Source organism: Streptomyces capoamus (genome assembly GCF_014654935.1).
In the GTDB taxonomy this organism is placed as follows: Bacteria; Actinomycetota; Actinomycetes; order Streptomycetales; family Streptomycetaceae; genus Streptomyces; species Streptomyces capoamus.
The window spans coordinates 205,063-211,972 of sequence record NZ_BNBF01000011.1; the positions used below are offsets into that span (position 1 = coordinate 205,063).

The 6,910-nt window shown below is 61.8% G+C and carries 8 protein-coding genes and 2 pseudogenes; 7 read left to right on the forward strand and 3 right to left on the reverse strand.

All coding sequences use genetic code 11. The annotated features are described in order from the left end of the window. Positions 1-775: 775 nt before the first annotated feature. Together IE312_RS19435 and IE312_RS44165 are read right to left on the reverse strand one after the other, a co-directional pair. Positions 776-970 (reverse strand): hypothetical protein, encoded by a 195-nt coding sequence (locus IE312_RS19435; protein ID WP_189983469.1) that lies wholly within the window; start codon positions 968-970, stop codon positions 776-778. A gap of 55 nt (positions 971-1,025) precedes the next feature. Further along, positions 1,026-1,400, reverse strand: a pseudogene (locus tag IE312_RS44165) (ATP-binding protein); the annotation flags it as partial. A 151-nt stretch (positions 1,401-1,551) separates the two neighbouring features. Between IE312_RS44165 and IE312_RS19440 the strand changes: the two are divergent. Both IE312_RS19440 and IE312_RS19445 read left to right on the forward strand, forming a co-directional pair. Then, positions 1,552-2,493, forward strand: a complete 942-nt coding sequence (locus IE312_RS19440; protein WP_229900139.1) for a helix-turn-helix domain-containing protein — start codon at positions 1,552-1,554, stop codon at positions 2,491-2,493. Next, on the forward strand, positions 2,490-2,693 hold the full coding sequence (locus tag IE312_RS19445; protein WP_189983471.1) for a DUF397 domain-containing protein: 204 nt from the start codon (positions 2,490-2,492) through the stop codon (positions 2,691-2,693). The genes IE312_RS19440 and IE312_RS19445 overlap by 4 nt, the downstream gene beginning before the upstream one ends. Here the strand turns inward: IE312_RS19445 and IE312_RS19450 are convergent. Further along, positions 2,668-3,573, reverse strand: coding sequence for a hypothetical protein (locus tag IE312_RS19450; RefSeq protein ID WP_189983474.1), 906 nt, complete (start codon positions 3,571-3,573; stop codon positions 2,668-2,670). The genes IE312_RS19445 and IE312_RS19450 overlap by 26 nt on opposite strands. 107 nt (positions 3,574-3,680) lie before the next feature. Between IE312_RS19450 and IE312_RS19455 the strand changes: the two genes are divergently transcribed. The 5 genes and pseudogenes from IE312_RS19455 to IE312_RS40890 form a co-directional block, all read left to right on the forward strand. After that, positions 3,681-3,965 (forward strand): hypothetical protein, encoded by a 285-nt coding sequence (locus IE312_RS19455; RefSeq protein WP_189983476.1) that lies wholly within the window; start codon positions 3,681-3,683, stop codon positions 3,963-3,965. Continuing rightward, positions 3,962-4,153 carry a hypothetical protein gene (locus IE312_RS19460; protein WP_189983478.1) on the forward strand — a complete coding sequence of 64 codons (192 nt, stop codon included), beginning with the start codon at positions 3,962-3,964 and terminating at the stop codon, positions 4,151-4,153. The genes IE312_RS19455 and IE312_RS19460 overlap by 4 nt, the downstream gene beginning before the upstream one ends. Before the next feature lie 187 nt (positions 4,154-4,340). Continuing rightward, positions 4,341-4,517, forward strand: a complete 177-nt coding sequence (locus IE312_RS19465) for a hypothetical protein (RefSeq protein ID WP_189983481.1) — start codon at positions 4,341-4,343, stop codon at positions 4,515-4,517. Positions 4,518-4,519: 2 nt separating this feature from the next. Continuing rightward, positions 4,520-5,149, forward strand: coding sequence for a hypothetical protein (locus IE312_RS19470; protein WP_189983483.1), 630 nt, complete (start codon positions 4,520-4,522; stop codon positions 5,147-5,149). A 287-nt stretch (positions 5,150-5,436) separates the two neighbouring features. After that, a pseudogene (locus IE312_RS40890) lies at positions 5,437-6,910 on the forward strand (type IV secretory system conjugative DNA transfer family protein); the annotation flags it as partial.

Consider the following 6,910-nt stretch of genomic DNA (forward strand, 5'->3'; position numbering starts at 1 on the left):
CCACTTCGTCATCGAGCCATGTCGTGAGCGGCCCGTGTGATGGCTCATCCATCGCAAGCGCTGTAGCGCGAACGTGGCGGCGAAGCCAGCGCATAGCCTGTCCCGGCGTCTCTACGTGCTCGCGCTCGTCTAGTAGAGGCAGGCTCGCGTCTTCGGCCGGCGCCTGCTGGAAACGCACGTCTATGCCGCCGAGCGGTCCGCGCGGGCAGAGGCCACTCATGCCGCACAACGCGTCATCTGCTGCCGGAGGCTTGCAGCTCGTTGCTTCCGCTCCTCGGTCAGCCGATACGACCCCAATAACGGGCTTGCTCGCATCGGCCGACTGGTGAGCTGGTAGCACAACGTTTCTCCATACTCGTCAGTGTCCGACCACGTGAACGCGTAAATCTCACCGGCCGCTAGCCTGCTCATGCCAAGCTCAGACGCATACAGACTCTCCGCCCACGAAATGATGGGGGCATGGCTGATCTCGGATAACTGAGAGAGCATCGAGAGAGCGCGCCAGTGCAACCACCGCATGGCAAGCCGCGGTGACGCTGCTGCACGAGAGCCGAGGAGATAGAACACGTCGGGTCTGTCAGGTCGATAGACCACGAGTTCACACCAAAATGCTTGCGGGGCGTCCCACGCTGGTACAGCGTGCGGGGGTGACTGCCCCTGGTGACGGTTATTCCGTCTGTGTTTGGGCATGGCTGCTCACAAGAGGAATACGGGGGAATTTTTTTGCGACCCTTAGCCCGAATGGTCGCCGTGGGCTTGGTACTGCCGCGAGGGGTTACAGCTTGCGGGTTGGCGCTGAAAGTGCAAGGCCAAGCTCTTTGGCTGCCTCAACGACAAACGTCATCAGTTGTGCATTGGTAATGAGCTCGTGGCGTTCGCCGCCAGGTCCGAAGGCCAGAAGGTACAGGCCGGAGTCCACGGGGGTGAGTGGTACGCGCAAGCCCGGAGTGGTTCCCGGTGCCTTGCTCATGGGTCTCCCTGGTGGCTATATCGTCGGTGTCCGGTGCTGACTCGGGAATGGCCAGCACGAAAAACGTCGCTTTGCCGCGCAGCACCGGCCGAGTGCCCCAGTCGTAAGCCAAAGAATTGACCAGGAACAAGCCGCGCCCGTTCGTCTCCGTGTCCGAACTGCTGCGCATCCTCGGGATACCGCGCCCGTGGTCGATCACTGTGACCCTGACCGAGGTTTCTGAAAGCTCACAGATCACTCGGCAGGTCGCGCTATCCTGCGCGTGCAGGATGACGTTGGTGACAAGCTCGCTGGTCAACAGTTCGGCGGTTTCCGCAAGTTCGTTCGCGAGGCCCCAACCACTGACGACTTTCCGCACTGCCTTTCGAGCATCTGAGACAGATGCATCGACGGATGGATAACTGAACGTTTGTACGTCGTTCGGCACCACTGCTCACCTTTCGGTGCATGACGCAGGCAGGTAGAACGACGACCCGCGCCACAGGCGTTGTTACGCGTCGCCCCTCTGCGGTGACCACTCGTAACCGGCGATCTCAAGGTAGCGTGCGTATATCCGCTCTGCAAGTACTCGCTCTGCATACTTGCAGATCGACTTGCTGGCGCTCATGCATGGCGAGCGGGCAAACTGGCAGCAACCTGAATCGAGGGGTGTGATGGGGCAGACGATCAGGAGCCGCCGTCTTGGCTCTGACCTGCGGCAACTCCGCAACAAGGCGCAGCTGACCGCTCTACAGGTCGGCAACGAGCTGGGTTTCTCGCAAGCCAAGGTCAGCCGCATCGAGAAGGGGGAGGTACGCGTAGCGCGCACCGACCTCAAGGCCATGCTCGCGCTGTACGGCATCACGGATGATGACCAGGTGTCCGCGTTCATCGAGGCCGCCAAGGACGCCAAGTCTCAGGGGTGGTGGATTGCCTACGAGGATGCGCTACCTCGGGAGTACCGCGACTACATCGCTCTTGAGGGCACCGCGGCGAGCATCCGCACCTTTGAGGGCATGATCGTGCCGGGCCTCATGCAGACGCCGGAGTACATGCAGTCCATCATCACGGCGGGGCCGGCCGTACTGCCCCCGGGCCACGTGGACTCGCTCATCAAGGTGCGCCAGGAGCGACAGACCATCCTTGACGACGAGCACCCGCCGAAGCTCTGGGCGATCGTCGCTGAGGGTGCCATCCGGCAAGCGGTCGGTGGGTACGGCGTCATGCTCGACCAGTTGCACCACATGGCCCGCCTCACGGAGCGCAGCAACATCACGCTGCAAGTCCTGCCGTTCGAGGCAGGTGCACATGCGGGCGTACAGAGCTCGTTCGTGCTCTTCGACTTCCCGACAGACCCAAGCATCGCGTGCGTTGCCAACCTGACCGGGACGCTGTTCATGGACCAACCTGGACAGCTCGAAGCGTTCTCGGACGCCTTCGACAACCTTCGTGCCAGTGCCTTGAGCCCTGCCGATTCCCTCACGCGCATCCACGACGTCATCGAGGACATGCGCGGCAGACAAGACCAGAGGAAGCAGTCATGACCACCCCCGCCATCGTTGGCCCCTTCGTCAAGTCCTCCGCCAGCGGGCAGCAAGACAACTGCGTCGAGGTTGCTCCGCTCTCTGACGGTGGCCGCGCCATCCGAGACAGCAAGGACAAGACTGGACCCATACTGCTGTTCACGCCGGCCGAGTGGTCTGCGTTCGTAACTGGCGTCAGGGACGCAGAGTTCGACCTGTAGACCACGCCTGCCACTCTGGGGAGCCTCCGCCGTTGGTGGGGGCTCCTTCGTTTTCCCCGGCCAGATCTGCGGCCTTGAACCGGTAAATTTGCCAGGCGAGCGCCGTGATTATCTGGGGACGAATTTTTTGGCGAGCGTGCTCGGTTCCGTAACGGCCCTCAGATATCTCGGCCATGACCTCATAGCGTCGTTTGAGCGTAGTCCCCTTGGTACCGGGAGCGTGTGCAAATAGCACGTGCGCCGCTTGTCGCAGTTCGTCAATCTCGAATACCTCAAGCTGAGCCTTCAGAAAGCGGTCAGCGGCCATAGCGTTCTGTGTTGACGACGAACTGTTAGCAGCTAGCGGCAGGAAAGCCACGAGTGTCAGCGTTACCCTGTCGCGAGTAAGGGGCAGACCCTTCATACATAGATCGTCCAACGCTGTCTCTAGCTCAGTCACATCAGGTAGCCGCTCAGCAAAGCTGTTAGCCGCCCCCTGACATAGCCATGCGGCGATACGTGGGATGTACTCACCATCGACTAGTCGGCGAGCCTCCCAAAAGTCCATGTCTTTATTAAGGATAGCGCGAGCAGCAAGTACACCGCCCTCGCCGTAGAATCCGAAGGCGGCTCTCATGGCGTCGCCGGAGTTTCCTGGGCAGGTCGCATCAATCGCGTCGCCCACCACTTTGTTTAGGATGGCGTCGAGCGTAGTTCCGGGCTTGACCTCTGCCGCAACTTTTGGCAGGCACCAGAGATACACCCAATAAATGGAGTCAGGGTCTAGCGGTTTTCTTGAATAGCTTTGAAGGACGTTCTCGATCTCATGGACAAGCTCTCGATGCGTAGACCAGAGTGAGCGCTTCTGTGACCCTCTATCCCTTTTGGGTGAATTTTCCATAACCAGAAAATACCCACTTTCTCACCTAGCGCATCCCCACGGGACGCCCGGACAGTGCCGCTCAGTCGTCGCCGGCAACGGCGGCACCGATTGAAGGGAGCCCACACGTGGGCGAACTCATGCGGCGACAGGGGCAGGCTCCCATGTCGCGCCAGACGCGCAACACCCTCATGGGCATGGCGGAGGGAGCGCAGATCGAGCAAGCAGCAACGCGGGCGCTGTCGGCGGTAGCCGACTACGCGATGGGTGAGGTGCTCTATCTCAAGCAGACACAGGCGATGCTTGAGCAGCAGTGCCCGGACGCGGCCGAGGCCCTGGCCCTCATTGCCAACACGGCAGCGATGAGCATCGCTCACCAGGTGCGCCGGTACGGGTCGGAGATGAGCGGATGACCGTGCTCATCGTGCTCGGGCTCGTCGCCCTGGGCGTGCTCTTCGATCGACTCTGGCTCTGGGCGCGTGCGGCTGACCGCCGTAACCTCCCCCGGCTGGAGGCAGCACAGAGCCGTTTCGACATCTCCGAGCGGCGTAGGCGTGCCGAGGAGCAGATGCGGCGCATTGCTCTGCGGGGCCGCCAGTGAATACGGCGAGTCTCAAAACAATCCGCGGGCTTCTCAACGACGTGCGCGTTGTGAACCTGTCCGCATTCCTGGTGGTGCACGACGCTATCCGAGAGCAGGAGGCGTACGGCCGGCTCGTGTTCACGGCACAGCTCCGGGCGTTCGATGAGTTCGCCAACTCAACAGCGCATGAGGAGTACCAACCCTCGTGAACGCCAACCCGGAGGGATGGGGACGGCGTGCGCTAAGCGGGCTCGCCCTCGTCCTGGTCATCGCCCTCGGTGCCCGCTGGGCGTACGAGCTGCTGGCACCCCTCGTGCCGTTCGCAGCCTCACTGCTCGTGGTCGGTGCTGTCGGCGTGCTGCTGTTCAAACGGCGGCGGTAGACATGGCGACGATCAGCGAAGCAGACACCCGTATGACGGTGACGATTCGTCGCAGCGTGACGGCCGTCGTGTTCGTCATCGCTGGTCTGTCGTTCGTCTTTGGCTTCGGTAACGGCTGGAGCTTGGGTGTCCGCCTCGGTGTCCCTATATGGATAGCGCCATTGGTGGCTCCAGCCGTTGACCTGTCTGTGGTGGCGCTACTGGCCTCACTGCAATATCTGCGAGCACACACCGACCCCGGGCGGCTCCTGGGTCCGCGCTTGCTCTTGGCCTTCTGCGGACTCGTGACGTTGGCCCTGAACACGGCCTACCCGATCATCTCCGGGGCGTATGGCCGTGCCTGTTTCGATGCGGTCGCACCGCTGCTGCTCATTGGGTGGAGTGAGGTTGGCCCGTGGCTACTGGCCTCACTCCACGCTCAGGACACCGCTGAGCCAGTAGCGCCTACCCGCGCGGTACCTGAGCCGGCCAAACCGTCAACGGCGTTGGTTCGTGCGGCGGCTGAGGCAGACGCCAAGCACCGCCAGGCCCACGGGCGACCGATTACCCGCGAGTCCCTGCGCGCGCAACTCAACGTCTCGTATCGCATGGCTGGTGCGCTCGCTCGAACGTTGCGAGGCGGCAAGTCCTGATTGCCGTGAAATGAACAACAACGACCGCTGTGAATCTGGCTGTTTGAGACTCGCAAGCCTTGACGGTCAGTGCACGGCTCGGCATAAGGACAAGTAGGGGTGTCGCCTGGTGGGCGACACCCAGAAAGGAGGGTTATGGAACAACAATGGCGACTCAAGGTCGGAGAGAGACGGCCCAAGGAAGCAGACGGAGCGCTCTTCACGCAAGCCGTGCTTGGACTCATCAAAGAGCTAGCTCGTGAGATCGAGACAGAGAACGAAACAGACGACACTATGGAGGAGACTCGATGATGCTCGCCGTAGCAGTACTCGCGGCGGGCATCGCCTGCTTTGCTGCGATTCTTGGTATGCGCAAGCTTGATGCACGACACTGGGCTAAGAACCTTGTTGCCTACCAACTTCGCTTGCCTGCCGATCTGACCGCAGAGGATGTGACGCGTTGGCTTGAGGTCATCGCTGGCATCACGCAACCCCCGAAATGGTCGCTCCTGTCATACCCGCCTATCGGGCTTGAGGTAGTGGCCGACCGTTCGGGCATCCGGCATTACGTCGTCGTCCCCAAGGACATGCACGGCAAACTATTGGGCTTGATGCGCTCCGGTCTGCCGGGTGTTCGCATGGTAGAGGAACCGGACTACTTGAGTACCCGGACACCTGCCACCGTGGCGGCTGAGTTGACCATGACGAGCATCAGCCGCCCGCTCCTTGACGGCCGTGCCGAAATGGCCAGTAGCGCGATACTCGGCAGTCTCCAGCCGCTTAACGGGTCAGAGGTCGTGCGGTATCAGGTCTTGATGACCGCCGCCGGAACTCCGGCCCCGGTACACAGTGCCTCGCCACAGTCGGCAAACGCTTCATGGGCAACCTACTTGGTTGAGGGCGAAGTACCAGAGGACGCCGAAGCAGTACGAGCTGCACGCCGCAAGCAAGACGCGCCACTCCTCAACGTCTCCGTACGTCTGGGCGTGACCGCCGAAAGCCGTGCACAGGCACTTGCCCTGTTCTCACGGTCCTGGGGCAACCTGCACACGCTCAATGCTGCGGGGGTTCGTCTCGTACGTCGCTGGCTAACCTCGGGCATGGTGCGCGACCGTTTGCAATCCTGGTCGTTGCCACTGACGCGCTGGGCACTCGTGCTCAACAGCCGAGAGCTGCCCGGACTGCTGGGATTCCCGCTGAACGGTGTTTCCCTGCCGGGTCTGGCTATGGCTGCCGCTCGGCAACTTGCGCCGAGTCCTGGCATCCCAACGGCCGGAACGGTACTGGCGATTAGTAATTACGCTGGCTTGTCTGAGCGTCCCTTGGCCATGCGGACAAGCGATCGACTGCGGCATGTCTACCTGCTCGGGCCAACTGGCGTCGGCAAGTCCACCCTGATCGCCAACATGGCATTGCAGGACATCGCCGCGGGTGCTGGTCTGGCACTGATCGACCCTAAGTCAGATCTAGTCGAAGACATCCTGTCGCGTCTACCGGAAGAGCGGGCCGAGGACGTTGTTATCCTCGACCCAGCGAGCGTTGAGCGGCCAATGGGATTCAACCTTCTAGGTGCGCTCCACTCTGAGGCACAGCGAGAGCTTGTCGTTGATCACGTCGTGCACATCATGGCTAGCTTGTGGCACGACAGTTGGGGACCACGGACCAGTGACGTCCTCCGCAACTCCCTACTGACGCTGACGCACACGAGTGCGCCGGATGGTTCAGCGTTCACGCTGGCCGAGGTTCCCGAACTGCTGACTAATGCGACCTTTCGGCGTTCCG

Coding starts and splice junctions, on each gene's coding strand:
- IE312_RS19460 (WP_189983478.1), top strand. CDS start 3,962: ATGACCGTGCTCATCGTGCTCGGGCTCGTCGCCCTGGGCGTGCTCTTC.
- IE312_RS19435 (WP_189983469.1), bottom strand. CDS start 970: ATGAGCAAGGCACCGGGAACCACTCCGGGCTTGCGCGTACCACTCACC.
- IE312_RS19445 (WP_189983471.1), top strand. CDS start 2,490: ATGACCACCCCCGCCATCGTTGGCCCCTTCGTCAAGTCCTCCGCCAGC.
- IE312_RS19470 (WP_189983483.1), top strand. CDS start 4,520: ATGGCGACGATCAGCGAAGCAGACACCCGTATGACGGTGACGATTCGT.
- IE312_RS19450 (WP_189983474.1), bottom strand. CDS start 3,573: ATGGAAAATTCACCCAAAAGGGATAGAGGGTCACAGAAGCGCTCACTC.